Source organism: Neorhizobium sp. 05N33, assembly GCF_056397445.1.
This window is the reverse complement of record NZ_JBFTNK010000002.1, coordinates 220997-246236: the sequence shown is the minus strand read 5'-3', so window position 1 is coordinate 246236 and position 25240 is coordinate 220997. Positions and strand designations below refer to the sequence as shown.

The 25240-nt window shown below is 61.8% G+C and carries 21 protein-coding genes; 12 read left to right on the top strand and 9 right to left on the bottom strand.

What is annotated here, in order from left to right:
• Positions 1-5 precede the first annotated feature (5 nt).
• Positions 6-1094 (top strand): ABC transporter ATP-binding protein, encoded by a 1089-nt coding sequence (locus AC1DLT_RS05460; protein ID WP_477486121.1) that lies wholly within the window; start codon positions 6-8, stop codon positions 1092-1094.
• A gap of 177 nt (positions 1095-1271) precedes the next feature.
• Positions 1272-1628 (top strand): hypothetical protein, encoded by a 357-nt coding sequence (locus AC1DLT_RS05455; protein WP_038539838.1) that lies wholly within the window; start codon positions 1272-1274, stop codon positions 1626-1628.
• A 72-nt stretch (positions 1629-1700) separates the two neighbouring features.
• On the opposite strand, the gene edd is transcribed toward AC1DLT_RS05455, so the two are convergent.
• The 5 genes from edd to AC1DLT_RS05430 form a co-directional block, all read right to left on the bottom strand.
• On the bottom strand, positions 1701-3518 hold the full coding sequence (gene edd, locus AC1DLT_RS05450) for a phosphogluconate dehydratase (protein WP_477486120.1): 1818 nt from the start codon (positions 3516-3518) through the stop codon (positions 1701-1703).
• A 97-nt stretch (positions 3519-3615) separates the two neighbouring features.
• Positions 3616-4314, bottom strand: a complete 699-nt coding sequence (gene pgl / locus AC1DLT_RS05445; protein WP_477486119.1) for a 6-phosphogluconolactonase — start codon at positions 4312-4314, stop codon at positions 3616-3618.
• A 5-nt stretch (positions 4315-4319) separates the two neighbouring features.
• Positions 4320-5792, bottom strand: a complete 1473-nt coding sequence (gene zwf / locus AC1DLT_RS05440) for a glucose-6-phosphate dehydrogenase (protein WP_038539846.1) — start codon at positions 5790-5792, stop codon at positions 4320-4322.
• 101 nt (positions 5793-5893) lie between these two features.
• The gene (locus AC1DLT_RS05435) at positions 5894-7195 is read right to left on the bottom strand and encodes an NAD(P)/FAD-dependent oxidoreductase (protein WP_477486118.1); all 1302 of its coding nucleotides are present in this window, start codon (positions 7193-7195) and stop codon (positions 5894-5896) included.
• Between the two features lie 10 nt (positions 7196-7205).
• Positions 7206-8645, bottom strand: a complete 1440-nt coding sequence (locus AC1DLT_RS05430) for a glutamine synthetase family protein (RefSeq protein WP_477486117.1) — start codon at positions 8643-8645, stop codon at positions 7206-7208.
• A gap of 126 nt (positions 8646-8771) precedes the next feature.
• Here AC1DLT_RS05430 and AC1DLT_RS05425 point away from each other — a divergent pair, with 126 nt between their 5' ends.
• The 4 genes from AC1DLT_RS05425 (at position 8772) to AC1DLT_RS05410 (ending at position 13432) form a co-directional block, all read left to right on the top strand.
• On the top strand, positions 8772-9953 hold the full coding sequence (locus AC1DLT_RS05425; protein WP_477486116.1) for a BaiN/RdsA family NAD(P)/FAD-dependent oxidoreductase: 1182 nt from the start codon (positions 8772-8774) through the stop codon (positions 9951-9953).
• A 141-nt stretch (positions 9954-10094) separates the two neighbouring features.
• On the top strand, positions 10095-10232 hold the full coding sequence (locus tag AC1DLT_RS05420; protein ID WP_247033482.1) for a hypothetical protein: 138 nt from the start codon (positions 10095-10097) through the stop codon (positions 10230-10232).
• A 220-nt stretch (positions 10233-10452) separates the two neighbouring features.
• The gene (locus tag AC1DLT_RS05415) at positions 10453-12288 is read left to right on the top strand and encodes a methyl-accepting chemotaxis protein (protein WP_477486115.1); all 1836 of its coding nucleotides are present in this window, start codon (positions 10453-10455) and stop codon (positions 12286-12288) included.
• A gap of 280 nt (positions 12289-12568) precedes the next feature.
• Positions 12569-13432 (top strand): LysR family transcriptional regulator, encoded by an 864-nt coding sequence (locus AC1DLT_RS05410; RefSeq protein ID WP_477486114.1) that lies wholly within the window; start codon positions 12569-12571, stop codon positions 13430-13432.
• A 13-nt stretch (positions 13433-13445) separates the two neighbouring features.
• Here AC1DLT_RS05410 and AC1DLT_RS05405 read toward each other — a convergent pair whose 3' ends face one another.
• Both AC1DLT_RS05405 and aceA read right to left on the bottom strand, forming a co-directional pair.
• A complete protein-coding gene (locus AC1DLT_RS05405; RefSeq protein WP_038539861.1) occupies positions 13446-13685 on the bottom strand; it encodes an SMc00767 family acetate metabolism repressor in 240 nt (79 codons plus the stop codon).
• Between the two features lie 32 nt (positions 13686-13717).
• On the bottom strand, positions 13718-15007 hold the full coding sequence (gene aceA / locus AC1DLT_RS05400) for an isocitrate lyase (protein WP_477486113.1): 1290 nt from the start codon (positions 15005-15007) through the stop codon (positions 13718-13720).
• Positions 15008-15215: 208 nt separating this feature from the next.
• Between aceA and AC1DLT_RS05395 the strand changes: the two genes are divergently transcribed.
• The 5 genes from AC1DLT_RS05395 to AC1DLT_RS05375 all read left to right on the top strand — a co-directional run bounded on the left by AC1DLT_RS05395 (position 15216) and on the right by AC1DLT_RS05375 (position 20838).
• Positions 15216-16634, top strand: coding sequence for a helix-turn-helix domain-containing protein (locus tag AC1DLT_RS05395; RefSeq protein ID WP_477486112.1), 1419 nt, complete (start codon positions 15216-15218; stop codon positions 16632-16634).
• Between the two features lie 123 nt (positions 16635-16757).
• Positions 16758-17855, top strand: a complete 1098-nt coding sequence (locus tag AC1DLT_RS05390; protein WP_038539870.1) for a polyamine ABC transporter substrate-binding protein — start codon at positions 16758-16760, stop codon at positions 17853-17855.
• Between the two features lie 73 nt (positions 17856-17928).
• Complete coding sequence (locus AC1DLT_RS05385; RefSeq protein ID WP_477486111.1) at positions 17929-19086, top strand: ABC transporter ATP-binding protein; 1158 nt, start codon at positions 17929-17931, stop codon at positions 19084-19086.
• A 14-nt stretch (positions 19087-19100) separates the two neighbouring features.
• Positions 19101-20018, top strand: a complete 918-nt coding sequence (locus AC1DLT_RS05380) for an ABC transporter permease subunit (RefSeq protein WP_477486110.1) — start codon at positions 19101-19103, stop codon at positions 20016-20018.
• Between the two features lies 1 nt (position 20019).
• Complete coding sequence (locus AC1DLT_RS05375) at positions 20020-20838, top strand: ABC transporter permease (protein WP_038539880.1); 819 nt, start codon at positions 20020-20022, stop codon at positions 20836-20838.
• A gap of 3 nt (positions 20839-20841) precedes the next feature.
• Here AC1DLT_RS05375 and AC1DLT_RS05370 read toward each other — a convergent pair whose 3' ends face one another.
• A complete protein-coding gene (locus AC1DLT_RS05370) occupies positions 20842-21087 on the bottom strand; it encodes a hypothetical protein (protein WP_038539882.1) in 246 nt (81 codons plus the stop codon).
• A 28-nt stretch (positions 21088-21115) separates the two neighbouring features.
• Positions 21116-23014, bottom strand: coding sequence for an AsmA family protein (locus AC1DLT_RS05365; RefSeq protein WP_477486109.1), 1899 nt, complete (start codon positions 23012-23014; stop codon positions 21116-21118).
• Between the two features lie 157 nt (positions 23015-23171).
• Here AC1DLT_RS05365 and AC1DLT_RS05360 point away from each other — a divergent pair, with 157 nt between their 5' ends.
• Positions 23172-25124 (top strand): acetoacetate--CoA ligase, encoded by a 1953-nt coding sequence (locus tag AC1DLT_RS05360; RefSeq protein ID WP_477486108.1) that lies wholly within the window; start codon positions 23172-23174, stop codon positions 25122-25124.
• Positions 25125-25240: the final 116 nt, after the last annotated feature.

Genomic DNA, 25240 nt, shown 5'->3' with positions numbered 1-25240 from the left:
AAAAAATGGCTGGTGTCGTTCTGAAGGATATCCGCAAGGCCTATGGCCAGGTGAAGGTGCTGCATGGCATCGACCTGGAGATCACCCAGGGCGAGTTCGTGGTCTTCGTCGGCCCGTCCGGCTGTGGCAAGTCCACGCTGCTGCGGATGATCTCCGGCCTTGAAAGCATCACCGCCGGCGAGATGTTCATCGACGGCCAGGTCGTCAATGACGTGCCGCCGTCGAGGCGCGGCATCGCCATGGTCTTCCAATCCTACGCGCTTTATCCGCATATGACGGTCTATGACAACATGGCCTTCGGCATGCGGATCGCCAAGGAAAGCCGTAACGAGATCGACCGCCGGGTGCGCGCGGCGGCCGATATCCTCCAACTCACGCCCTATCTCGACCGCCTGCCGAAGGCGCTGTCCGGCGGCCAGCGCCAGCGCGTCGCCATCGGTCGCGCCATCTGCCGCGATCCGAAGGTGTTTCTGTTCGACGAACCGCTTTCCAATCTCGACGCCGCACTGCGCGTCGCCACCCGCATCGAGATCGCCAAGCTGAAGGATTCAATGCCGGATACGACGATGGTCTACGTGACGCACGACCAGGTCGAGGCGATGACGCTCGCCGACCGTATCGTCGTGCTCTCGGCCGGTCGTATCGAACAGGTCGGCGCGCCGCTCGAACTCTACGAGCGGCCGCAGAACCTCTTCGTCGCCCGCTTCATAGGCTCGCCGGCGATGAACATCATCCCGGCTACGGTGACGGAAACCGGCGAGATGACCACGGTTGCGCTGAAGGGTGGAAAATCGGTGCGCATGCCGGTGCCGACAGCGGCTTCGGAAAAGGGCAAGACCGCCAGTTTCGGGGTACGGCCGGAAGATTTGTCGATTGCCTCGGGCGAGGACTACCTCTTCGAAGGCCAGATTGGGATTATCGAGGCGCTCGGCGAGGTGACGCTGCTTTACATCGAAGGATTGGCTGATCAGGAGCCGATCATCGCCAAGATCCCCGGCATTCTGCAGGTGAAGAAGGGCGAGACGATGCGCTTCTCAGCAGACCTCAAGAAACTGCACCTTTTCGATGCAGAAGGTAAGGCCTACCGCATCTAGGAGTAACCATCCGTTTACCGTGATCTTGCGATATGCAATTGGAGTTGTTCTGATTTGGGACTTCAAAACTCTCTGTTAAATTTCGCCGGCTAGGCTTCTCCTGTAAAGCAATGGAGGGATGTCGTGAGCGCGGCTCCAAGTAACAAAAATCACTTTTTGAACAAGGAAGAGTCTTTCATGTACGACCGGGAAGCCCGGTTCAAAATGGAAGACACGATGAATGCGGCGCGGATCGAATATACCGAAAATGGCGTGATGAACATGGCGCAGCGTCGCTGCGACGTCATCCGGATCTCGATGAGCGGCGCCGTTCTCGGCATCCTGACCCAATATAATCTGCCGAAGCAGTTTTATCTCGACATTCCCGACGCGCGCATTTCCAAGGTCGGTTGCCTGCTGATGCGCACCAACGCCAACAACACGATCGAGGTTCGTTTCCTGTCTCTTCTCACCAAGAAGGAGCTTGATCGCATCTTCATATTCTCGACGCATCCGAACCATCGCGACCGGACGATGGATATCCGCTCCTGGTAACGCGGCTCGTGGCCTGACATGGAAACGGCGGCTCCAGGGCCGCCGTTTTCGTTTCTACCGGAAATCGGCCGTTTACACAAACACGCTGGCACCCATGTCCGCGGTGCCGACATGGCGGCGGAAGGGGGCGAAGAGTTCGCGGCCCATGCCGAACTCATTGTCGGAAAGGTCGACGACGACCGGTGTGCGAGCCTCAAACTCCGCGGCGTCCACCAGCACTTCCAGTGTGCCTGCGACAGCGTCGAGGCGGATCATGTCGCCGTCCTTGATCTTGGCGATCGGGCCGCCATCGCAGGCTTCCGGGGTGATGTGGATTGCCGCCGGCACCTTGCCGGAGGCGCCGGACATGCGCCCGTCGGTCACCAGCGCCACCTTGAAACCGCGGTCCTGCAGCACGCCGAGCGGCGGGGTGAGGCGGTGCAGTTCCGGCATGCCGTTCGCCTTCGGTCCCTGGAAGCGCACGACGGCGATGAAATCCTTGTTGAGCTCGCCGCGCTTGAACGCTTCCTGCAGCCCATGTTGGTCGTGGAAGACGATCGCCGGCGCTTGGATGATGTGGCGTTCCGGCTTGACGGCGGAAATCTTGATGACCGCCTTGCCGAGGTTGCCCTTCAGCATCTTGAGGCCACCATTTGACTGGAAGGGGGTCTCGATCGGCGCCAGGACTTTCAGATCGCCGCTCTGATCCGGGATCGCTTCGCGGGTGACCTGACCGTTGGCGTCCAACTTCGCCTCGACCGTATAGGCTTCCAGCCCATGGCCGAAGACCGTGCGCACGTCGTCATGCACCATGCCAGTCTTCAGGAGCTGTTTGATCAGGAAGCCCATTCCGCCGGCGGCATGAAAATGGTTCACGTCGGCAAGCCCGTTCGGATAGACGCGCGCAAGCAGCGGAACGACATCGGAGAGCTCGGAAATATCCTGCCAGGTGAGCAGGATGCCGGCCGCACGCGCCATGGCGACGAGGTGGAGGGTGTGGTTGGTCGAGCCGCCGGTCGCATGCAGGCCGACGACGCCGTTGACCACGGAGCGCTCGTCGATCATCTCGCCGGCCGGGGTGAATTCATTGCCGAGTGCCGTAATCGCCAGCGCCCGCTTGGCGGCCTCGCGGGTCAGCGCTTCGCGCAGCGGCGTGCCCGGATTGACGAAGGAGGCGCCGGGCATGTGGAAGCCCATGATCTCCATCAGCATCTGGTTGGAATTGGCGGTGCCGTAGAAGGTGCAGGTGCCGGGGCCGTGATAGGATTTGGATTCCGCCTCGAGCAGTTCGGCGCGGCCTACCTTGCCCTCCGCATAGAGCTGGCGGATGCGCGACTTCTCGTCGTTCGGTAGCCCTGTTGTCATCGGGCCGGCCGGAATGAACACGGAGGGAAGATGCCCGAAGCTCAGCGCCGCGATGACCAGGCCCGGCACGATCTTGTCGCAGATGCCGAGGAAGACGGCTGCATCGAACATGTTGTGCGACAGGCCGATGCCGGCCGCCATGGCGATCGCATCGCGCGAGAACAGCGATAGTTCCATGCCCGGCTGCCCTTGGGTGACGCCGTCGCACATGGCCGGCACGCCACCGGCGACCTGCGCTATGCCGCCGGCTTCCCGTGCCGCCTCGCGAATGATCGGCGGGAACGTCTCATAGGGCTGATGCGCCGAGAGCATGTCGTTATAGGCGGTTATGATGCCGAGGTTCGGGATGACGTCTCCTGCAAGCGCGTCCTTCTCGGCGGGGGAACAGACCGCAAAGCCATGGGCGAGATTGCCGCAGGAGAGCGTCGACCTGTGCGGACCCTGCGTGGCCGCCCGCCGCACCCGGTCGAGATAGGCTTCACGATGGGGTTTCGAGCGTTCGACGATACGGGCAGTGATTGCCTCGATGCTGGAATGAGCGGCCATGGTCTTGTCCTCTTGTGCTCAACCCCGGCTTGGGAGGGACAGGACCTTCGGGAGGGCCCTAAGCCACCGGGATTGCTCGCGTTGAAAAGTCGGCGCTTTAGGGCGCCCAGAAAATCTGCAGCGGCGAAGCGGCTCGATTGAGCACGGCGCGGATCGGCATGTCCGTTTCGTCGGAGCCGGCCTTTGCCGCTTCGAGCACGTCCTTCTTGCCCTGGCCTTCGATATGCAGCGCCAGGAACCGGGCGTCCGAAAGGCTGGCGAACGAGAGGGTCAGTCGCTCTTCGCCGGCACCTTCCGCCTGCATCGTCAGAACGCCGCGCGGCCCGGAAAGATCGAGTGCTCGGGCAAGATTATTCCCATGCGGGAAAAAGGATGCCGTGTGGCCGTCGCCGCCCATGCCGAGGATCGCCACGTCGAAAGGATGGCCGATACCGGCGGTCTTTTCGGTCGCGATCACGGCCGCTTCATCGATCGACGGCGCCTCGTAGTAGAGCGGGATGAAATGCGCCGCCGCCGCCTTGTCCTTCAGAAGATGCGTCGACACCAGGAGGTGGTTGGAACGCGGGCTGTCGGCGGGCACGAACCGTTCGTCGACCAGCGTCACCGAAACCTTGCCCCAGTCGATATCACGGGTCGCCAGTGCCTCGAAGAACTTCTTCGGCGTCGAACCGCCCGAAACCGCGATCGAGGCGGTGCCCCGGTCGCGGATAGCGGTTTCAAGCTGTGCCGTTACCTCGTCCGCCAGGCTGGCGGCGAGGGCTGCGGCATCCGCAAATTCATGCATCTTCGCGGTCATGACCCTCAACCCTCATGCCATGTCCGGCCGTCGCGCTCGATGAGGGCGATGGCCTGGCTCGGTCCCCAGGTGCCGGCAGTATAACCCTGCACCTGCTGGCCGGCCGCTTCCCAGCCTTTGAGGATCGGATCCACCCAGCGCCATGCGGCTTCGACTTCGTCGCGGCGCATGAACAGCGTCTGGTTGGAGCGGATCGTGTCGGTGAGCAGGCGCTCGTAGGCGTCCGGATTGCGCACCGAAAAGGCTTCCGCAAAGCTCATGTCGAGCGACACATTGCGCAGCCGCATGCCGCCCGGGCCCGGATCCTTAATCATCAGCGACTGCTTGACGCCTTCGTCCGGCTGCAGGCGGATGATCAGCTGGTTGGCCGAAATGCGACCGGCAGCCGCGTCGAAGATATTGTGCGGGATCGGCTTGAAGGTGATGACGATCTCGGACATGCGCGCTGCAAGCCGCTTGCCGGTGCGGATGTAGAAGGGAACGCCGGCCCAGCGCCAGTTGCCGATCTCGGCCTTGATGGCGACGAAGGTCTCGGTGTTGGAAACGCCGCCTTCGAGTTCATCGAGATAACCCTTGACCGGACCGCCCGCGGATGCGCCGGCGCGGTACTGGCCTCGCACCGTCATCTGCTCGACATTGGCCTCGGTGATCGGCTTCAGGGCGCGCAGCACCTTGAGCTTTTCGTCACGCACCGATTCCGAATTCATCGAGGAGGGCACTTCCATGGCGACAAGGCAGAGGAGCTGCAGGATATGGTTCTGCACCATGTCACGCAGCGCACCCGCCGTGTCGTAATAACCGGCGCGGCCTTCGAGGCCGACGGCTTCGGCGACCGTGATCTGCACGTGGTCGATATGGTCGGCGTTCCACAGCGGCTCATAAAGCGCGTTGGCGAAGCGCAGCGCCATCAGGTTCTGCACCGTCTCCTTGCCGAGATAGTGGTCGATGCGGAAAATCTGGTCTTCGTGGAAGGCCTTGCCGATCATGTCGTTGAGCTGCAGCGCCGATGCGAGGTCGCGGCCGATCGGCTTTTCGACGACGATGCGGGTCGACCTGGTGATCAGCTTGTGGTCACGGATCTTTTCGGAAATCGGGCCGAAAATGCCCGGCGCCACGGCCAGATAGAAGACGCGGATACGCTCCTTGCCGTCGTCGAGCAGCTTCTTGAGCTCGGCCCAGCCACCTTCGGCCTTCGCGTCGACCGAGATGTAATAGATCCGCTGGAGGAATTTCTGGACTTCCGCTTCGTCGTATTCGCCCTGCTTCAGATGCTCTTTCAGGGCATCCTGGGCGAACTTGCGGTAATCCTCGTGCGAAAGCGCGCTGCGCGAGGCGCCGATGATGCGGGTTGGCTCGGTGAACTGCCCCTCGATCTGCCGGTGGTAGAGGGCCGGAAGGAGCTTGCGTTCCGCAAGATCGCCGGTACCGCCGAACACGATACAATCAAAGGGTTCAACTGGGATGATCTGGCTGCTCATCGCTGTTCTTTCGTCCTGCATGGTTGGGTGCATACTTATTCTAATCGATTTAAAAACGCTAGCCCGAATTGGCTTCCGAAGTGTGTTGCGGACCCCGCTTGTCAGAGCCTGTCGCGCAGCGCAAACCACGTGAGGGCGAGGAAAAGCAGTGGGGTCCGCATGTGACGCCCGCCTGGGAAGGCGGGAATTTTGAGTGCGGCGAGGTGGTCGAGATCCGTCGCCTTGCCGCCGACCATATCAGCATAAAGTTTGCCACAATAGTTTGACAGCATCACACCATGGCCTGAATAACCGCCGATCGAGGTGACGCCGGGCATGACTTCGCGCACGAAAGGCTGGCGCGGCATGGTGATCCCGACATTTCCGCCCCAGGCATGGGTGATTTCAACGTCCTTCAGCGCCGGGTAGGTGTCGACGATCTGCCTGCGGATGGCGGTCGCAGTGTCCGCCGGATTGCTTGAGGTATAGACCTCGCGACCGCCGAACAGCAGCCGATTGTCCCGGCTCTTGCGGAAATACCGCACCACGAACCGCGAATCAGCAACGGCCTCGCCACCGGGAAGGACGCCCGGAAAATCGTCGAGCGGCGCGGTCGCGGCGATGAAGGAGCCGATCGGCATGATATGCGCGGATGTAACCGGTTCGAGATCGCCGATATAGGCATTGGTGGCGATCAGCACCCGGTCGGCAGTCAGCGTGCCCCTGGGCGTCCGGACCAGGATCTTGCCGCCCGGTCCATTTCTGGTTTTTTCGATGCCCGTGGCGCGGGTCATCTCGAAAATCTGCGCGCCGGCCGCCTGCGCCACCCCGGCAAGTCCGACCAGCAGCTTCAGCGGCTGGATATGGCCGGTGCCGGTATCGCGCACCCCGCAATAATAATCTTTCGTGCCGAGCCGCTCGGCGGTCTCCCGGCCATCCATGAAGGAGATGTGCGGATAACCGTAACGCTCCGCGGCGATCTCGGCGGTCGCCCGATAATCCTTCTCGTGGCCCCGTTTGTGGGAAACGTTCATCTGTCCCGGCATGTACTCCATGTCGATGCCGTGGATATCGGCAAAGTCGAGGAGATGCCGCTTGGCGTTTTCGGCCATGTCGAACAGCGCCCTGGAGCGCTCGTAGCCGATCTCCTTTTCAAGATCCTCCGGCCACCAGCGCTGTCCGGTTCCCATCTGGCCGCCATTGCGGCCGGAGGCGCCGTCGCCGAACCGGCTGGCCTCGATCAGTGCGACGGAGATGCCGGCCTTTGCCAGATTGTAGGCTGCCTGCAGGCCGGTATAGCCGCCGCCGATGACCGCCACGTCGACCGTCTTCGATCCGTCGAGCGCCGGATAGGTCGGCCGCTCGCGGACTGTTGCCTGATACCAGGAAATCCCCGGTGCGATCGGGCTCTGCCATTCATCCAAGGAGCAGCCCTCACACGTTGAGAAGCAGGAATTCCCGCTCCCAGGGGCTGATAACCTGCATGAAGGTCTCGAATTCGCCGCGCTTGACGCCCGCATAGAGGCCGATGAATTCCGAGCTGAAGACGCTGGCAAGCGCCGGATCGGACTCGAGCAGCGACACGGCTTCGAGCAGGCCGCGCGGCAGTTCGATCGACCCCTCGTTGGCTGTATCCTCGGTCGGCGGTCCCGGCTCGATCGCGTTTATGATGCCGAGCAGGCCGCAGCCGAGCGAGGCCGCAAGCGCCAGATAGGGATTGGCGTCCGAGCTTGGCAGGCGGTTTTCCACGCGGCGGGCATTCGCATCCGAGACCGGCACGCGGAAGGCGGTGGTCCGGTTGTCGTAACCCCAGGCATTGTTGACCGGCGCCGACATGTCGGGCGTCAGGCGGCGGTAGGAGTTTACATAGGGCGCCATCATGGCGAGCGTCTTCGGCACATAGGTCTGCATGCCGCCGATGAAGTGGAAAAATTCCTTGGAAGCCGAGCCGTCCGGGTTCGAGAAGACGTTCTTGCCAGTCTTGATGTCGACCACCGACTGGTGGATGTGCATTGCCGAGCCCGCCTGGCCCTGCATGGGCTTCGCCATGAACGTGGCGTAGATGCCGTGTTTCATGGCCGCCTCGCGGATGGTGCGCTTGAACATGAACACCTGGTCGGCGAGTTCGATAGGATCGCCATGGCGCAGGTTGATTTCGAGCTGCGCCGGGCCTTCCTCGTGGATCAGCGTATCGATCTCGAGGCCCTGCTTTTCCGAGAAATGGTAGATGTCGTCGATCAGCTCGTCGAATTCGTTGATGCCGGCGATCGAATAACCCTGGCCGCCGAGGATGGAGCGGCCGGACCGGCCTTTCGGCGGATGCAGCGGATAGTCCGGGTCGTCGTTCTTGGCGACGAGATAAAATTCAATTTCCGGCGCCACGACCGGCTTCCAGCCCCGCTCCTCATAGAGTTTGAGGATGTTCTTCAGCACGTTGCGCGGCGTGTAGGGAACCGCCTTGCCCTCGGTATCGACGATGTCGCAGATCACCTGTGCGGTCGGGTCGGTCTCCCAGGGCACCACCGAAAGCGTCGAAAGATCCGGCACCAGCTTCAAATCGCTGTCGCGCGGTTCGTAGCGGAAGGTGCCGGTCTCTTCCGGGTATTCGCCGGAAATGGTGTGCCGGTAGAGGGCGGACGGCAGCGCCAGCGAGGTATTCGAGGTGAACTTCGAGGACGGCATCATCTTGCCGCGCGGCACGCCGGCGAGATCGGGCGTGATGCACTCGATATCCTCTATCCCCCGTGCCCGAAGCCACGCGGCGGCCTCCCGCCAGTCCGCGACACCTCTGAGCGAAGTGAGCGTCGGCTGGGCAGTCGCGGCTTTCGCCACGGTGCCGGTTGCGAGGGCGGGAGCGTTTTTTTTGCGCGGCATGACACATCGGGGTGAGGTTGATCGGATGTTCCATCATAACCACGGATTGGCGAATGGCGAGGGGGAGACGCCATTGACTTTGAGTTGCCGATCGAAAACAGCAGATATCGAAACAAGGAGCATGCGGTGACGCGGAAATTCGATGTGGTGGTTTTGGGCGCCGGCGGGGCGGGCATGATGTGCGCCATTCGCGCAGGCGGGCGCGGCCGTTCGGTGCTCGTGCTAGACCACGCCAAGGCGCCGGGCGAGAAGATCCGCATCTCGGGCGGCGGGCGCTGCAACTTCACCAATATCCGCGCGACCGCCAAGAACTACCTCTCCGCCAACTCGCATTTCGCCAAGTCGGCGCTGGCGCGTTACACGCCGCGCGATTTTCTGGACATGGTCGAACGCCACGGTATCGCCTGGCACGAAAAGACGCTCGGCCAGCTCTTCTGCGACGACAGCGCCAAGGACATCATCCGCATGCTGCTGTCCGAGATGAAGGCGGCGAATGTCGTGCTCGAACTGCAGAAACAGGTCACATCGATCGAAAAGACGCCAGACGGTTTCCGCATCGGCACGTCCGATGGGCCGGTGGAGGCGGCATCCCTGGTGGTTGCGACCGGCGGCAAATCGATCCCCAAGATGGGCGCCACCGGTTTTGCCTACGATATCGCCCGGCAGTTTGGCCTGAAGATCGTCGAGACGCGGCCGGCGCTTGTGCCGCTGACGCTCGATCCGAACCTGCTCGAAAAGCTCTCACCGCTTTCCGGTATCGCGGTGCCGGCCGAGGTCCGTCACGGCAAGACAGCGTTTCGCGAGGCGCTGCTCTTTACGCATCGTGGCTTGAGCGGGCCGTCGATCCTGCAGATCTCCTCCTATTGGCGGGAAGGCGACGACGTGACGCTGATTATCGAGCCCGATCTTGATATCGCAGCGATGCTCAAGGCAGCCCGCAAGATCAACGGTCGCCAGGCGGCGCAGACGGTGCTGGCGGGGGTGCTGCCGAAACGGCTGGCGCAGTTCTTCGTCGAGGCGCGCGGCCTGACAGCCCATCTCGCCGATCTTCCCGACAAGGCGATCGAGGGCCTGGCCGCCTCGATCCAGACCTGGCCCATCCGGCCCGCCGGCTCCGAAGGTTACCGGACGGCCGAGGTGACGCTCGGCGGCATCGATACGTCCGAACTGGACTCGAAGACAATGCAGGCAAAGGCAATGCCTGGCCTTTATTTCATCGGCGAATGCGTGGATGTGACCGGCTGGCTCGGCGGCTACAATTTCCAATGGGCCTGGGCTTCGGGCCATGTTTGTGGGGACGCATTGTAGTATAAGTTGATTCAGCAGTTGTTAATGTGAGCGCCCCATCCTGCCTTAATGCCAGCCAATTCCTGTGGTTTAAGGCAGGCATGCGCTTCCTGCCGGTGGCGGCTGGAGCGCCAGAGCAACTTGCCTTGGAGTGCCGTTTCCATGCAGAGACCCAGCCGTGCCCGCGCAATCGCAATCGCTAAGGTTCAGGATAACCAGAAGCTCATTCGCCTGCGTTTTCTCGCGATCGCCATCGGTGCAACGGCCGCGCTCCTCGCGCTTCCGACGCTTTTCTTCTAAGAGCTTCCGCTCTTCGATCTCATCGCGCGCCTGAATGGCGGCGGTCTCAAGCCACGCTCGCGGAGCGCTGGCGTCTTGTTTTGCGCATTTCCGACCTACGGTTTGCGTCAGCTCCGCACCTCGGCGGCCTCTTTAATTCAATACATTCAAATTTAGTAATTTTTCACTTCCGCCAGCGATATTCGGTCAGTTCATAGTTTTGTGGGGAAGCTGGCCTTTTATGATCAAAATCCTGCCGTCATCCGTGGTATCGCGGATCGTTCTTCTCTGCCTCTTGATGATCTTCCTCGCGGTGATGGCCGTTGGCGGTCTCACCTATGCCTACCTGCGCGGCGATATCATGGATACGGCGAGAGGAGATGCGCGCAAGGCGATACGCACCATGAGCCTGCTTTACGATCTTGAACTGGATGGCGCCAAAAGCGAGATCCGCGACGGCGCGGTCATCCGTGTCAGCCAAGGCGAGGGGACGGTGAAAGATCATGACATGGTCGATCGTACGGCAACTGCCATCGGCGGCGTCGCAACCCTGTTCGAAAAGAAGGGTACTGACTATGTCCGGATATCGACCAATGTGAAGACGGAAAAGGGCGAGCGGGCGGTCGGTACCAAGCTTGCCGCGGAGCACCCAGCGCAGCCGTTTCTGGCGCGCGGAGAGGCTTATTTCGGTCCCGCAGTGTTGTTCGGCAAGGATTTCATGACGGGTTATTTCCCGATCACCAATGCTTCGAACGGCGTCACCGGTCTGCTTTTCATCGGCATTCCGATGGAAGTCTATTTCGCCCATATCGCTACCGCGGGCTATGTCGTCATCGGCACGTCGCTCGCCGCTCTCCTCGTCGTCGGCATTGCAAGCCTGTTCGCCCTTCGTATGCTGCTCCGGCCGCTCGGCGTGCTGACCGGCACTGTACATGCGCTTGCCCAAGGCAATGACGCCACCGAAATACCCTATGCTGAACGCCGCAACGAATTCGGCAATATCGCCCGCGCCTTGGAAGTCTTCCGGGAAGCGGCGCGTGAGAAGCAACAGATGGAAAGCCGCAGTGCCGAGGATCGCGCCGAAGCGGAGGCCGAACGCCTTCGCAACGATGCCGAAAAACAACGTGTCGACCGTCAGATCGACACGGCAGTCAGCGAATTGGGTGCGGCTTTGGCCCGCCTAGCTGATGGCGATCTGTCGAGCACGATCGAGACGCAGTTCTCCGGTCGGCTGGAACAACTTCGCACCGACTTCAACGGTTCTATCGTCCGGTTGCGCGATACGCTTTCTCACATCCGCCAAAGCACGCTCTCCATCCAGAAGAGCAGCGCCGATCTCAGCCATTCCTCAGAAGAGCTTTCGCGCCGTACCGAAACCCAGGCAGCTTCCCTCGAAGAGACGGCCGCCGCCGTTGATGAGATCACCGCAACGGTCCGTTCTTCGGCCGAACGCGCCCACGAGGCCAACCGCGCCGTTTCGCTCACCAAGAAAAGTGCCGACAGTTCCGGCACGGTGGTGAGCAATGCGGTCGGCGCCATGGGACGCATCGAGGAGGCTTCGGGAAAGATCGAGTTGATCATCGAGGTGATCGACGACATCGCTTTCCAGACCAACCTGCTGGCGCTCAATGCCGGCATCGAGGCAGCCCGTGCCGGCGAGGCCGGCAAGGGTTTTGCCGTCGTAGCGCAGGAAGTTCGCGAACTGGCGCAACGTTCCGCCAGTGCCGCCAAGGAAATCAAGGACCTGATCACCCAGTCGAGCCGGGAGGTCGGCTCTGGTGCCGGCCTGGTGCAGGAGGCGGGCGAAGTGCTGGCGGCGATCAGCCAGCAGATCACCGGCGTCAGCCAGCATGTGGAGATGATCGCGACCGCCAGCCAGGATCAGTCGGCCGCATTGCAGGACATCAACAACTCCGTCAACCGCATGGACCAGATGACCCAGCAGAACGGCGCGATGGTCGGCGAAACCACGGAAGCGAGCCGACGCCTTGCAAGCGAAGCGGATGCCCTGCTTGAACTGGTAGAGCAGTTCCGCATCGATACGAGCAGTCGTTCCCGTTATTCTCGCGCTGCGTAATATTTGCGGGTGTCAAAGTAGGGGTGACGCCGCCTTTACGTCTGCTCTTGAGCCGCAGCAGGTCAGCGAACCAGTGCGGATAGGGCTGGGCGTAACGTTCGTAGAAATCGTTTTCCGCGGCTATATCACGACGGATGGACTTTGTTCCGAAGGGGTAGGAAAAGGCGGCTGCGACGATATTCTCATACATCGGAATTCCTCCGTTTGTGGAAATCGTCTCCTTTACTAAACCCAAAAAATTGCTTCTTGTATCGCATAATCCCCGCTATGCTTTTCACTGATGAAAAACGTCAACTGGGATGCCTACGAGCTTTTTATGCAGGTTGCGCGCCTCGGCGGATTGTCCGGGGCCTCGGGCGTTACCGGTCTCAGCCCTGCGACGGTCGGTCGGCGGATGCTCGATCTCGAAGAGGCGATCGGGCGCCCCTTGTTCCTGCGCAGCCGTACCGGCTATCAGCTGACCGCCGATGGATCTGCCTTGTTTGCCCAGATCCTGGAGATGGAAGGCGCTGCCCGGCGCATCGAAAGCTGGAAACGGGAAGGCGCCGGTTTCACGCTGGTAAGGGTTGCCTGCGGCACTTGGCTCGCCTGGATGTTCACGCGTAATCTATCGCTCATCCGCACCGAACGGGACGATTTCCGCCTCGATTTCTATATTGCCGAGCGACGAGCGAGCCTTGCGCATCGGGAAAGTGACATCGGCATACGTGCCTTTGAGCCCGAAGAGCCGAACCTTGCGGCAACGAGGCTCGGGGAAGTCGCCTATGCGGCCTATCGTGCCCGCAACGCCCATCCCTCGGCTGCCGAACGCTGGCTTGCGGTCTCGGAGGAGGATGCGATTTCCGCCTATCTGCGTTGGCCGCATCAGGAACGGGGAGGTCACGTGGTCGTCACCGTCAACCGCCCGCGTTCCCTGCGCGATTTGGCGCTTGGCGGTGCCGGGACCGCGGTCTTGCCCTGTTTCGTCGGCGACCAGGACATGCGGCTGGAGCGCGTCGGCGGCGAGATCGAGAGCCTTCGGCACAGCCAGTGGATCGTCATGAACAACGACGATCGCCACCGCCGGGATATCCGCGCGGTGGTCGATCGGATGGTGAAGTTCGTCCGCGGCCACGGCCCGCTTTTCGCAGGCCGCCAGCCTTAAACCTGTCTTTCGATCACTGCATCCGGTTGGTGACGACGACCGGGATCATCAGGTCGCCCCAATGACCGCCGCCGCCATGGTGCCGGGCGGAACGGACGAGCTCCACCGAAACCCCGGCCTCGACCGCCTTCATGATTGCATGGTTGAGGCGGTGCAGATCGTTGGCAAGCGTGCGGATCGCTGCCTGCTGGTCGGGCGTCATCGCCGTCGACTGCTCTTCTGCGCGTTCCTTGACGTGGGTCTGGATGTTCATGTCGGTTCTCCTCCTTGTGATGGGGTTCAGGCTTATTCCGCAGCCGGCCGGAATTGGTCGTGTTCCGTGGATTCCTTCATTGCGGTGGTGGACGAAAGTCCGCCGGTGATGGCGACGGAGACGGCGTCGAAATAGCCGGTGCCGACCTCGCGCTGATGTTTGGTGGCGGTATAACCGTTGATCTCGGCGGCGAATTCCGCCTCCTGCAGCTCCGAATAGGCCGCCATCTGGCGGTCCTTGTAGCCACGGGCGAGCTCGAACATGCCAAAATTCAGCTGGTGGAAACCGGCGAGCGTGATGAACTGGAACTTGTAGCCCATCGCACCCAGTTCCCGCTGGAACTTGGCGATCGTCGCGTCGTCGAGGTTCTTTTTCCAATTGAACGACGGCGAGCAGTTATAGGCGAGCATCTTGCCGGGATGCGCCTTGTGGACCCCTTCCGCAAACCGACGGGCCTGTTCGAGATCCGGCTTCGAGGTTTCGCACCAGATGAGATCGCAATAGGGCGCATAGGCGACGGCGCGGGCGATGCAGGGTTCGAGCCCGTTCGTGACCTGGTAGAAGCCCTCCACTGTCCGGCCGGCATCGTAGTCGACGAAGGGCTGGTCGCGCTCGTCGATATCCGAGGTGAGCAGCTTGGCCGCTTCTGCATCGGTGCGGGCAATCACCAGCGTCGGCGTGCCCATGACGTCGGCGGCAAGCCGCGCGGCTGTCAGGTTGCGAATATGTGCGGCGGTCGGGATCAGCACCTTGCCGCCGAGATGGCCGCACTTCTTTTCCGATGCGAGCTGGTCTTCGTAATGGACGCCGGCGGCGCCCGCCTCGATGAATGCCTTCATGATCTCGAAGGCGTTGAGCGGCCCGCCGAACCCGGCTTCCGCATCCGCAACGATCGGCGCGAACCAGGTCTCGACCGAAAGACCCTTGCCTTCGGCGGTCTCAATCTGGTCGGCACGTTGCAGGGTGCGGTTGATGCGCCGCGCCAGTTCCGGTGCCGCATTGGCCGGATAGAGCGACTGGTCCGGATACATGGCGGATGCGGTATTGGCGTCGGCCGCGACCTGCCACCCGGAGAGGTAGATTGCCTTCAGCCCGGCGCGGACCTGCTGCATGGCCTGGTTGCCGGTCATCGCGCCGAGCGCGTTGACGAAGTCTTCGCGGTGCAGCAGCGACCACAGCCGGTTGGCGCCCATCTCGGCAAGCGAATAACGGATCTCGGCCGAACCGCGCAGCCGCTTCACGTCCTCGGCGGAGTAAGGGCGTTCGACGCCCTCGAAACGCCCTTTTTGAGCGCTTGGAACCAGCGTGTAAAAATCTGTCATTGCTTTCCTCCTATGTAAATCGGCGAGCCAAGATATGGCGCTTTTGATGTGACTGAATTTACAGAAAAGAATGCTGCACTGCCAGAAAAGATACAAAAATGCGGGTATGAAAGGGGTTAGGTTGTCTTGTCTTTCACAAATGGTTCTGTGAAGATGTCATAATGGTAAATGCGGCGGGCTGGCCGATTTTGTAAAAGCGGTGACAAAAGTGGCGGAGCGAAAGATTTTTGCCGGCCCGCGGGTACGGCGGGTGCGATTGGGGCTTGGGCTCACCCAGACGGCAATGGCCGAAGCGCTCGGCATTTCGCCCTCCTATCTCAACCTCATCGAGCGCAACCAGCGGCCGCTCACGGTCCAGCTCCTCTTGAAGCTTGCCTCGGTCTACAAGGTCGATCTCGATACGCTGCAGGGGGAAGGTGGCGGCCTTGCGGGGCGGCTGCGCGAGGTGTTCGCCGATCCGCTGCTGGCGGGCGAGATCCCGGGGGATCAGGAAATCATCGAGGTGGCGGAAGCCGCCCCCAACGCGGCGCTGGGGCTGATGAAGCTCTATCGCGCTTATCGCGAGCAAGCGGCCCGGCTTTCCGATCTTTCCGATCTGCTGGCCCGCGAGGGTCACGAGACCTCGATCGCCGGCACGCGCCTGCCGATCGACGAGGTGCGCGAGACGCTGCAGCGCCGCCCCAACTTTTTCGCGCGTATCGAGGACGCGGCCGAAACCTTTGTGGTCAGGCTCGGGACCGGCGACGAACTGCCTGGCGCCTTGAAGGTCTGGGCGAAGAACGAGCACGGCATCGTGGTGCGTACGCTGCCGGTTCATGCCATGCCGAACCTGCGCCGGCGGTACGACCGCCATTCCATGCGGCTGTTTCTGTCAGAACGGCTCTCGCCCTTCGACCGGACGCGCGAGCTTGCCATGGAAGTGGCGCTGCTTGCATTGGGCCAGGAGATCGCCGCCGAACTCGACGACCTAAACCTCTCCACCAACGAGGCGCGCCGCATCGGCCGCTTCGAGCTCGCCCGTTATGCCGCCCATGCGCTGATGATGCCTTATGGGGCTTTTCTCACGGCGGCTCAGCGTGCCCGATACGACCTCGACGTATTGCGCTCCCGTTTCGACGTGTCGTTTGAGCAGGCCGCCAACCGGCTCACGTCGCTTGCCCGGACCGGCACGCCGGGCATTCCGTTTTTCCTGATGGAAGTCGATCACGCCGGTAACGCCATCCGCCGCGCCGGTGCGCAGGGGTTTCCGCAGGCTCGTTTCGGCGGACTCTGTCCGAAGCTCGGCCTTCATGCCGCCTTCCTTCAGCCGGGGCAGGTTCTCGTCGATCGGGTCGAGATGCCGGATAGCGCCGCATTCCTGACGCTGTCGCGCACGCTCGAAGGTCCGCAATCGGGATTCGGCGAGCGTATCCGCCGCACGGCAATTCTTCTCGGCTGCGATCTGTCGAGCGGCGGCGACACCGTCTATGGCGAGGCACTGCCGGGGGCCGTCGGAACGGTGCTTGCCGGCACCGCCTGCCGGCTCTGCGAAAGGCAGGGTTGCCTCTCCCGCGCCGAGCCTCCGGTCACGAGACCGCTCGGTCTAGACGAAATGGTGACCGGTCTCAGTGCCTTCGATTTCCAATGAGTTTTGCGGCGGCGCACATTCCCCCTTGTGGGGTGTAAAATTACTTTTTACTCTCGCCGAAAAATATAAGGGAATTAGGCGCGATTTGACGATTGCGCAGACAAAACTGGAACAGGAGAGATCATGAAAAGTCATTTGCTCAGCCTTGCCGCCGCAGTTGCCGCGGCGGCTTTCGCCGCGACGGCTGCTCTGGCCCAGGAGCGTGAAGTCCGCGTCTACAACTGGTCGGACTATATCGATGAATCGATCCTGGGGGATTTCACCAAGGAGACCGGCATCAAGGTCATCTACGACGTGTTCGACAACAACGAGATGCTGGAGACCAAGCTTCTGGCTGGCGGTTCCGGTTACGATGTCGTCGTGCCGACCGGCCCGTTCCTGGCCCGCCAGATCCAGGCCAAGGTGTTCCAGAAGCTCGACAAGTCGAAACTGCCCAACCTTTCCAACATGTGGCCGGTGGTTACCGAGCGGCTGGCGAAATACGATCCCGGCAATCTGTATGCCGTCAACTACATGTGGGGCACCACCGGCATCGGCTATAACGTCGACAAGGTGAAGGCCGCACTCGGCGACGTGCCGATCGACAGCTGGAATGTTCTCTTCAAGCCGGAAAACGCCGCAAAACTGAAGTCCTGCGGCATCAACATCCTCGACGCATCCGACGAGACTTTTGCGATCGCGCTGAACTATCTCGGCAAGAATCCCGACAGCAAGGACACCAAGGACCTCGAAGCCGGCGGCGCCGTCTACTCGAAAATTCGCAAGTCGGTGAAGACCTTCAATTCGTCGGCCTATATCGATGAACTCGCCAATGGCGACAGCTGCATCACCATCGGCTGGTCGGGCGACGTGTTGCAGGCCAAGACCCGCGCCGAGGAAGCCAAGAACGGCGTCAAGATCCGGTTCGTCATTCCCAAGGAAGGCACGTATATGTGGTTCGACAACCTCGCGATCCCTGCGGACGCGAAGCATGTCGATGAGGCGCATGCCTTCATCAACTACCTGATGAAGCCGGAAGTCATCGCCAAGGCTTCCAACTTCGTTCAATACGCCAACGGCAACCTGGCTTCGCAGAAGTTCATCGACAAGGAAGTCTTGGAAAATCCCTCCGCCTATCCACCGGAAGACGTCGTCAAGAAGCTCTTCACCATTTCGCCATACGGGCCGCGCGAGCAGCGGGTCCTGAACCGGGTCTGGACGCAGATCAAGACCGGTAGCTGATCAAGGGCGGGGCAGGCGGAAACGTCTGCCCCGATTACTTTCGGGCGGCCATCGGGGCGAAATGGGGTAAGGCATGGCGAAATCTCTTGGGCCAGTTAAACGCAAATTTTCTCCCTGGGCTGATCCTTCAGCGGTTCCGTTCATCCGTTTCGAAAACATCACCAAGCGGTTCGGCACCTTCACCGCCGTGGATAACCTGACGCTCGATATCTACGAGCGGGAGTTCTTCTCGCTGCTCGGGCCGTCCGGTTGCGGCAAGACGACGTTGATGCGCATGCTCGCCGGCTTCGAGGAGCCGACCGAAGGCCGCATTCTGCTGCAGGGCAAGGATATTTCCGGTGTGCCACCCTATCGCCGGCCCACCAACATGATGTTCCAGTCCTACGCGCTCTTCCCGCATATGACGGTCGAAAAGAATGTCGCCTTCGGCCTGGAGCAGGACAATCTTCCGAAGGGTGAGGTCGCCGCCCGTGTCGAGGAGATGCTGAAGCTCGTCAAGCTGGAGCAGTTCGCCAAACGCAAGCCGAACCAGCTTTCCGGCGGTCAGCGCCAGCGCGTCGCGCTCGCCCGGTCTCTCGCCAAGCGCCCCAAGGTGCTGCTGCTCGACGAACCGCTCGGTGCGCTCGACAAGAAGCTGCGCGAAGAGACGCAGTTCGAGCTGATGGACCTGCAGACCAAGCTTGGCCTCACCTTCCTGATCGTCACCCACGACCAGGAAGAGGCGATGACCGTGTCCGATCGTATCGCGGTCATGGACAAGGGCCTGATCATGCAGGTGGCGACGCCGGCTGAGATCTACGAAGCGCCGAACAGCCGCTATGTTGCGGATTTCATCGGCGACATCAATATCCTCGAAGGCACTGTCATTTCGACCGACAGCGCGCTCGGCGCACCGGGCTCGGTCAGGATCGACTGCGACGGCATCGCCGTCTCCGTCGAGCAGGAATGCCAGGCGGTGAAGGGTGACAAGGTCGCCTTCGCGGTGCGGCCGGAAAAGGTGCGTATCTCGCCCGATCAGCCGGCCGATATCTCGGCCAATGCGGTTTACGGCGAAGTCTGGGACATCGGTTATCTCGGCGACTTCTCGGTTTTCCTCGTCAGGCTCGCGGATGGCCGGGTGGTGCGTGCGGCGCAGGCCAACGTCTCCCGCCTCGTCGACCGGCCGATCACCTTCGGCGACATGGTGTGGCTCACCTGGCCGCTCGATGCCGGCCTCGTGTTGACGCGCTGAGTGGGGGACAGGAGATGGCAAGCGTTTCCGAAACCCACCCCGCCAACAAACCCAATCCCGCCCGCTGGCTGGTGGTCGCAGTACCCTATGTCTGGCTGCTGCTGTTCTTCGCTGCGCCCTTCCTGATCATCTTCAAGATCTCGTTGTCGGAGACGACGATCGCCATGCCGCCCTATACGCCGCTCTTTGAAGGGTTCGGCGCATTCGGCGACTTCGTCTCGGAACTCGACTTCGACAACTACCTCTTCCTGACCGGCGATCCGCTTTATATCGAGTCCTACCTGTCTTCGCTGCGCATCGCGGTGATCTCCACCTTCCTGCTGCTGCTGATCGGTTATCCGATGGCACTCGCCATGGCCCGCGCGCCGACAATGCTGCGGCCGACGTTGGTCATGCTGGTCATCCTGCCGTTCTGGACGTCGTTCCTGATCCGCGTCTATGCCTGGATCGGCATCCTGAAACCCGATGGACTGCTGACGCTGCTGTTCCGGTCGGTCGGCCTGCTCGGCGTAGACGATCAGGTGCAGATCTTGCGCACCGATTATGCGGTCTTCATCGGCATCGTCTATTCCTACCTGCCCTTCATGGTCCTGCCGCTCTATTCGGCACTGGAGAAGATGGACAATACGTTGTTGGAGGCCGCAAGCGATCTCGGCTGCCCGCCCTGGAAAGCGTTCTGGAAGATCACCTTCCCGCTGTCGCTGCCTGGCGTTATTGCCGGTTCGATGATCTGCTTCATTCCGATCACCGGCGAGTTCGTCATTCCGGATCTGCTCGGCGGCGCCGATACGCTGATGATCGGCAAGACGCTGTGGACGGAGTTCTTCGGGAACCGCGACTGGCCTCTGGCCTCGGCCGTGGCGGTCATTCTGCTGATCATGCTGGTGGTCCCGATCGTGATTTTCCAGAACCAGCAGAAGAAGGTGGCTTGAGATGAAATCCTCCCGCTTCGACGCCACCGTCCTGACCCTCGGTTTCGCATTCCTCTACATCCCGATCATCATCCTGGTGGTCTATTCCTTCAATGCTTCCAAGCTCGTCACCGTCTGGGGCGGCTTTTCGCTGCAGTGGTACCGCACCATGTGGTCGAACCAGGGCCTCATGGATGCCGCCTGGGTGACCGCCCGCGTTGGCGTCATCAGCGCCACGATCGGCACGGTGCTGGGCACGCTTGCGGCGCTTGCCCTGGTGCGGTTCACGCGCTTTCACGGCCGGATGCTATTTTCCGGGATGATCTATGCGCCGCTCGTCATGCCGGAAGTGATTACCGGCCTGTCGCTGCTGTTGCTGTTCGTCGCCGTCGGTATCGATCGCGGTTTCTGGACGGTCGTTATCGCGCATACGACATTCACCATGTGCTACGTGGCGATCGTCGTGCAGTCGCGGCTGCTGACCTTCGACCTCAGCCTGGAGGAGGCGGCGCTCGATCTCGGCTGTCCGCCAGTCAAGACTTTCTTCAAGATCACCCTGCCGCTGATCTTCCCCGCCGTGATCGCCGGCTGGATGCTGGCTTTCACCCTGTCGCTGGACGACCTCGTCATCGCGAGCTTCACGACCGGTCCGGGTGCCACGACGCTGCCGATCAAGATCTACAGTCAGGTGCGCCTGGGCGTGACACCGGAAATCAATGCGATCTGCACCATCCTGATCGGACTGGTGACGATCGGCGTCATCATCGCCTCGATCAGCACCAAACAGACGGAAATGCGCCGCATCCGCGACGAGCATGTCGCCGCTCGCGGCACGACCTGACGATCATTCGCCCCGCGGCGGCAGGAAGATATAGATGAGCAGCCACGCCGGCAGCACGATCACGGCGCCGAGCACGATGCGTGGCACCGACCAGATATAGGCGTTTTCGAGCCCGACCCTGATATCGTCCGGCGTCAGATGCAGGAGCGCCAGTAGCGTCGGCATGGTGATGCCGAAGAAGCTGAGCACTGCGCCCATGATGAGGCAGGCGAGCAGCGCCTTGCATAGACTGATCAGGAATCTCGACACCAGATAACCCCCATCCGGTTGATTCGGTTCATTGTAGGGGCTTCGCCGGAGTTTGCGAAACAGGCCAGATGACGGGGTTCGGCCAGGAGCCACCGATGAAGACCATCAGCGGCGCGACATTGGTGCCCTGCGCAATCGGCTCGATGGTTGCGGAGAGCGCGAGGCTGCTGTTGATATAGGGAACAACGCCGGAAAGCGTTAGGTTCTCGGAAGGGCCGGTGATCTTTCCCTCACGGATATCCGCCGAGCCATCCGCGAGGTTGGCAGAGATGTCGATATGGTCGAACTCCAGGCTGCCGCTGCCGGCATCGCTCAAGGGAAAATAGGGTTTTTGGGCTGCAAGCTGCCGGACACCGGCAAGGTTGACGCCGGAAAGCGAGCCGCGGTCCGTCCGAAAGCGTAGGGTGCCTTTCGCATTGCGCCAGGCTTCCGGTTCCAGCGGCCGATCGACGTCGAGTGCCAGATCCAGCGACCCGCGCGCCGCCGGAAGCGGGCCGGCGAGGCCAAGTTCCTTGACGATATTGCCGAAATCCGCGTCCTGGATGGCAAGGCGCAGCGCCACGGCTCCGGCCGTCCCGCCCTTCACCGTAGCGATGCGGCCGGTCAGTCGGCCGGTCTCGAAATCGCTGTCGGCGATGTCGATGCGCGATTGCTCGCCGACGTTCATGATACTTACGGCGGCTTCCGAAAGCTGGAAAGGCCCGAGCGTCGCCTGCTGGGCGGAAAGCCTCAGGTCGAGTTCCAGGCCGGCGAGCTGGCTATTGCCCCGACTGGTGTCACCCATGGCGCGCGGCGCGATGGCGGCAAGCGCTGCGGAAAGGTCCATCCGGTCGAAGGCGAGCGTTCCGGTGAGCCTCGCCGGCCGGTCAGGCGGCAGCACGAGATCGAGTATGCCGGTCGCCTTGGCGTCGTTCAGCCCGAGGGACAGGTTGTCCAAACGCAGGGTGTCTTCGTTGGTGACGAGCCGGGTATTCAACGAGAAGCTCTTCAGGCGTTCGACACCGGCAAAGTTCAGCCCGGCCCAGCGCATTGCCGTCGAAAGGTCGGGAACCGTCAGTTCTGCATCGCCGGAAAGAAACGCATGCGCGGCCAGATTGGCGACGCCGCGGAATTGGCCATGAAAGAGAGCGGACGCCATCGTGCCGGAGATATTGCCGCTTTTGCCTGAGAGCAGCAGCAGCGGCTGCGTCGAGTTCATGTCCAGCGTCAGCGCCTGGCCGTTGAGATAGGCATCTGCCTTCAGTTCCAGGCCCCGTGAGAGCCAGGGCCAGTCGAGCGTGCCGTTGATCGACTGGAACCGCGTGACCCGGCCACTGGCGACGTCGGAGATCTCGAATGTCCCGTTGCTGATGCGGACATCGCCCATCCGCGCATCGTCATCCGTCGCCAGTGCCTGACTGCTGCCGTCCGGCCGTGCATCGCGCACGGCGCGGCTGAGCAGCCCGTCATTCGCCCAGTCGAGCCTGCCGTCGGCCTCCCTGAGGACATAGATCTCCGGGTTCGTCAGGCGAAAATCCTTGAACTCCGGCCGTCCGAGCAGAGCCTGCAGAAGATCGAAGGAGGCCGAAAGCCGCGAGACCCGGCCGAGCACCCGCTCGCCACCCTCCGCCTGCTTGCGGATGGTGATCTCCCTGAGCGTGATCCTGGGCTCCGGCCAGAAGCGGATATCCGGCGTCCCCTCAATCGTCACATCGTGGCCGGTCCATTCGGCGACCGCCCGCTCCATGCTTTCGCGCACCACGGTCGATGAAACCAGGAACGGCGCGATGAGCTGGAAAAGCGAAAAGAGGCACACTGCGATGATGGCGCCGATCAGAACGCGGCGCGACCGCCGGCCCAGCGGGCGGCTCAGGTTCTTCCGCAGATGTCCGAACGGGTTGGTGAGCATGATCACACGCGCATTATAGGAAATGCTGGGTTCGCGCAAATCCGGGAAACTTCCCTGGCGGTCTCCTTTATAATGCGGTGCAACATGCTATAAAAACCGATACGCTGCGACCTCGCAGGATCTGGCGTGGATGGAGATGGGGCAGAACCCTGGTTCCGATGTCGGGGTGGGGTTCTCCGAGGGTGGAGGAATGGGAATGGGCAATGAACAGCCGCTCTGGAGCCCCTCGGCGGAAGTACAGCAGAAAACCCCGCTTTATCATTTCATCAGCTGGTGCGCCGAGCGCTTTGGCAAAGTCTTCCTCGACTATGATGCGTTCTACGCGTGGTCGATCGGCGAGCGCGCCGATTTCTGGTCCGCGGTCTGGGAATTCTGCGGCGTCAAGGGCGAGCGCGGCGACCGAGTGCTGATCAACGGCGAAGACATGCTTGCCGCCCGCTTTTTCCCCGATGCCACGCTGAATTTCGCAGAAAATCTACTTTCCGGAACAGGCGCCGGAGACGCGCTGATCTTCCGCGGCGAGGACAAGGTGAACTATCGCTGGTCCTGGGATAGGCTTCGCGCCGAAGTCTCCCGCCTGCAGCAGGCCTTCAGGGGGCTTGGCATCGAGAAGGGCGACCGCATTGCCGCGATGATGCCCAATATGCCGGAAACGATTGCCTGCATGCTGGCCGCCGCCTCGATCGGTGCCATCTGGTCTTCCTGTTCACCTGATTTCGGCGAACAGGGCGTGCTCGACCGTTTCAGCCAGATCGGCCCGAAACTGTTCATCGCCTGCGACGGCTACTGGTACAACGGCAAGCTTCAGGACGTCGCCGCCAAGGTGAGGGCAGTTTCCGAGGTGCTGAAGACGCCGGTTCTGGTCGTGCCTTATGCGGGCGACGCGCCGACACTGGCCGCATCGCTTGACGATGGCCGCATGCTTGCGGATTTCACGGCGCCTTACGAGGCGCGGTCGATCGAGTTCGCGCCGTTGCCATTCTCCCATCCGCTCTACGTTCTCTTTTCGTCCGGCACGACCGGGGTGCCGAAATGCATCGTCCATTCGGCCGGCGGCACGCTACTACAGCATCTCAAGGAACATCGCTTCCATTGCGGCCTCGAGCCCGGCGAAAAGCTGTTTTATTTCACCACCTGCGGCTGGATGATGTGGAATTGGCTGGCGTCAGGCCTTGCAGCCGGCGCCACGCTCTGCCTGTTCGACGGTTCGCCGTTTGCGCCGGATGGCAACGTCCTGTTCGACTATGCCGAAGCTGAAAAGTTCGCGGTGTTCGGCACCTCGGCAAAATATATCGACGCGGTCCGCAAGGGCGGCATCGCACCGAAGCAGAGCCACGATCTGGCCGCGCTCAGGCTGGTCATCTCCACCGGTTCGCCGCTCTCGCCGGAAGGTTTTTCCTTTGTCTACGAAGGCATCAAATCCGACGTGCATCTGGCCTCGATTTCGGGCGGTACCGACATCGTTTCCACCTTCGTGCTCGGCAATCCCCTGAAGCCGGTCTGGCGTGGCGAGATCCAGGGGCCAGGCCTGGGGCTTGCCGTCGACGTCTGGAACGACGACGGCAAGCCGGTGCGCCGGGAAAAGGGCGAGCTCGTCTGCACCAAGGCCTTCCCGTGCATGCCGCTCATGTTCTGGAACGATCCCGGAGGCCAGAAATATCGCGCCGCCTATTTCGAGCGCTTCGAGAATGTCTGGTGCCACGGCGATTTCGCCGAATGGACCGAACATGACGGCATCGTCATCCACGGCCGTTCGGACGCGACGCTCAATCCGGGCGGCGTGCGGATCGGCACCGCCGAGATCTACAATCAGGTGGAGCAGATGGAGGAGGTCGTGGAAGCCATCTGCATCGGCCAGGACTGGGACGACGACGTCCGCGTCATCCTCTTCGTCCGCCTCGCGAACGGCCTGACGCTGAGTGACGATCTCGCCAAGGCGATCAAGGCCCGCATCCGCACCGGCGCATCGCCGCGCCACGTGCCGGCCAAGGTCATTCAGATCGCCGATATCCCCCGCACCAAGTCCGGTAAGATTGTCGAACTCGCAGTCCGCGACGTCGTGCACGGCCGGGCGGTCAGGAACAAGGAGACGCTCGCCAACCCGGAAGCGCTTGATCTGTTCGACGGCCTTGCCGAGTTGAAAAGCTGAATGGCCGGGTATCCCCGACGAGGCGAGATGTATCGATACGGTACATCTCCAGCATAAATTCCAGAAATGGAGCGCCGTTAACGCGCTATTAAGCCGCTTTGATCAAAAGTGGAGCA

What these genes read in the sequence shown, in the direction of transcription:
- AC1DLT_RS05460 (WP_477486121.1), top strand. Translation starts at nt 6, where the DNA reads ATGGCTGGTGTCGTTCTGAAGGATATCCGCAAGGCCTATGGCCAGGTG.
- AC1DLT_RS05455 (WP_038539838.1), top strand. Translation starts at nt 1,272, where the DNA reads ATGTACGACCGGGAAGCCCGGTTCAAAATGGAAGACACGATGAATGCG.
- edd (WP_477486120.1), bottom strand. Translation starts at nt 3,518, where the DNA reads ATGGCCGCTCATTCCAGCATCGAGGCAATCACTGCCCGTATCGTCGAA.
- pgl (WP_477486119.1), bottom strand. Translation starts at nt 4,314, where the DNA reads ATGACCGCGAAGATGCATGAATTTGCGGATGCCGCAGCCCTCGCCGCC.
- zwf (WP_038539846.1), bottom strand. Translation starts at nt 5,792, where the DNA reads ATGAGCAGCCAGATCATCCCAGTTGAACCCTTTGATTGTATCGTGTTC.
- AC1DLT_RS05430 (WP_477486117.1), bottom strand. Translation starts at nt 8,645, where the DNA reads ATGCCGCGCAAAAAAAACGCTCCCGCCCTCGCAACCGGCACCGTGGCG.
- AC1DLT_RS05420 (WP_247033482.1), top strand. Translation starts at nt 10,095, where the DNA reads ATGCAGAGACCCAGCCGTGCCCGCGCAATCGCAATCGCTAAGGTTCAG.
- AC1DLT_RS05415 (WP_477486115.1), top strand. Translation starts at nt 10,453, where the DNA reads ATGATCAAAATCCTGCCGTCATCCGTGGTATCGCGGATCGTTCTTCTC.
- AC1DLT_RS05410 (WP_477486114.1), top strand. Translation starts at nt 12,569, where the DNA reads ATGAAAAACGTCAACTGGGATGCCTACGAGCTTTTTATGCAGGTTGCG.
- AC1DLT_RS05405 (WP_038539861.1), bottom strand. Translation starts at nt 13,685, where the DNA reads ATGAACATCCAGACCCACGTCAAGGAACGCGCAGAAGAGCAGTCGACG.
- aceA (WP_477486113.1), bottom strand. Translation starts at nt 15,007, where the DNA reads ATGACAGATTTTTACACGCTGGTTCCAAGCGCTCAAAAAGGGCGTTTC.
- AC1DLT_RS05390 (WP_038539870.1), top strand. Translation starts at nt 16,758, where the DNA reads ATGAAAAGTCATTTGCTCAGCCTTGCCGCCGCAGTTGCCGCGGCGGCT.
- AC1DLT_RS05385 (WP_477486111.1), top strand. Translation starts at nt 17,929, where the DNA reads ATGGCGAAATCTCTTGGGCCAGTTAAACGCAAATTTTCTCCCTGGGCT.
- AC1DLT_RS05380 (WP_477486110.1), top strand. Translation starts at nt 19,101, where the DNA reads ATGGCAAGCGTTTCCGAAACCCACCCCGCCAACAAACCCAATCCCGCC.
- AC1DLT_RS05375 (WP_038539880.1), top strand. Translation starts at nt 20,020, where the DNA reads ATGAAATCCTCCCGCTTCGACGCCACCGTCCTGACCCTCGGTTTCGCA.
- AC1DLT_RS05360 (WP_477486108.1), top strand. Translation starts at nt 23,172, where the DNA reads ATGGGCAATGAACAGCCGCTCTGGAGCCCCTCGGCGGAAGTACAGCAG.